The organism is Rhodanobacter sp. C05 (genome assembly GCF_002001165.1).
Taxonomy (GTDB): domain Bacteria; phylum Pseudomonadota; class Gammaproteobacteria; order Xanthomonadales; family Rhodanobacteraceae; genus Rhodanobacter.
This window is the reverse complement of the sequence record NZ_MUNQ01000029.1, coordinates 1-1,575: the sequence shown is the minus strand read 5'-3', so window position 1 is coordinate 1,575 and position 1,575 is coordinate 1. Positions and strand designations below refer to the sequence as shown.

The following is a 1,575-nucleotide window of genomic DNA, read 5'->3' as shown; positions in this document are numbered from 1 at the left end:
GAAGCAGATCAGCGGCCGCGGCCATAAGAAACAGCTGGTCAAATCGTCATTTTGGCGCAGCCATGCCGAAGTTTCTGCACGGCATATGGACGGCCGTTTCAGCCTCAATAGATCAGAGCATCCCTAGGCGAAAGAACGGTTCCAGGTTCACTTATCGGCGGTTGATTCGTTGCGCGGCGTTACTACCCAGTGGCCTGAGCTGAAGCGGGTCGTCCATCGTGCTGGGCGCGGTGTCCTCGGGCGCGTACACCATCAAGGTGACCGCCACCGATCCGCTGGGGCATGCCGGCAGTGCGACTTTTACGCTGACCGTGGCCAATGTGGCCCCGGTCATCGGCACGTTGACGAACCAGACCGCCACGACCGGGACAGCCATGACGGCCTACGTGGCGCCAGCGGCCACCGATGCCAACGGTGACACGATCACCTATAGCACTACCGGCTTGCCGAGCGGAATTACCTTCAACGCGACCACGCGTACCTTCAGTGGCACACCGGCGGCCACAGGTACCACGACAATCACCTACACGGCCACCGACAGCAAGGTCACATAAGGGCGCACCGTGCGGCGTTGCTGCGCACGAACGTGACGATTAGGATGCATCGAAGCCGGCTCCTATGCTGGTGGTGTTGTCTAGTACCTTCACCTTAGCATTTGGAGCCGGCTTCACTTTTTAGATCAATGACTTGGGCTTAAGTCAGCGCCATTCGTCCCTGACACCGATTAACAGGCTCTATTACCCTGATTTAATTGCCTCCGTCCCTTAAGTTTCTAAGATTCGATTGGAAGTAAACGCGCACCTTTGCCCCTATGACCATCTTGTAGGCATATGCGCAGAACAACATGCACGTCGCCAAGCGACCGATAACCGCACCAGCTTCTTCAGGGCCGGGTTTGATGGCAAACAGGGGATGCGGATCGGGATGGAGGCCCGCATACAGCATAGCCAGTGTGATCAAGCTGGCGAATACAGCGCAGATGACACGACCCCAGCGTGGACGAGTAAACGCTGCATAAGAAACCGCAATCAAGAATACGGTCTCGACAGTCTGGACAGCGACAATGAACACGATGCGCCACACTGCCATGCCACTGTCCGGCGCCAACCAAAGCGGCAATTGCAGGATGACCTTCAGAAGCCCGAAGACAGCCGCCACAGCTAGCAACGCCGAAATCACCACAGTCACCCAGATCACAAACGGCCGAGTCATCAAACTCCCCCTAATCTTCCTAAGATTCATACCTAAGATTCATACCGGGTCAGAGCCCGTTATGCGGACAAAAACGATAGAAAAGGGCTCTGAATACTCATGTCGCCGCCTCCTGTCGTTTGGCGGTACGTTGGAACTACCACGGTTTCGACGTCGCCCAGCGACAGGAGGCGGCGACAGGAGTATTCAGAACTGACCCAAAGGTTCTTGATCCATCGAAACACGAAGTCCCCTAAGGATGCTCTGATCTATTGAGGCTGAAACGGCCGTCCATATGCCGTGCAGAAACTTCGGCATGGCTGCGCCAAAATGACGATTTGACCAGCTGTTTCTTATGGCCGCGGCCGCTGATCTGCTTCTGAT

At 56.1% G+C, this 1,575-nt stretch carries 2 protein-coding genes; one reads left to right on the top strand and one right to left on the bottom strand.

What is annotated here, in order from left to right; genetic code table 11:
* Window positions 1-218 precede the first annotated feature (218 nt).
* Window positions 219-554: a putative Ig domain-containing protein gene (locus tag B0E51_RS18935; protein WP_077446457.1), complete on the top strand. Its 336-nt coding sequence runs from the start codon at window positions 219-221 to the stop codon at window positions 552-554.
* Between the two features lie 193 nt (window positions 555-747).
* Here B0E51_RS18935 and B0E51_RS18930 read toward each other — a convergent pair whose 3' ends face one another.
* Window positions 748-1,212 carry a hypothetical protein gene (locus B0E51_RS18930; protein ID WP_143526025.1) on the bottom strand — a complete coding sequence of 155 codons (465 nt, stop codon included), beginning with the start codon at window positions 1,210-1,212 and terminating at the stop codon, window positions 748-750.
* Window positions 1,213-1,575 lie beyond the last annotated feature (363 nt).

What these genes read in the sequence shown, in the direction of transcription:
- B0E51_RS18930 (WP_143526025.1), bottom strand. Translation starts at nt 1,212, where the DNA reads ATGACTCGGCCGTTTGTGATCTGGGTGACTGTGGTGATTTCGGCGTTG.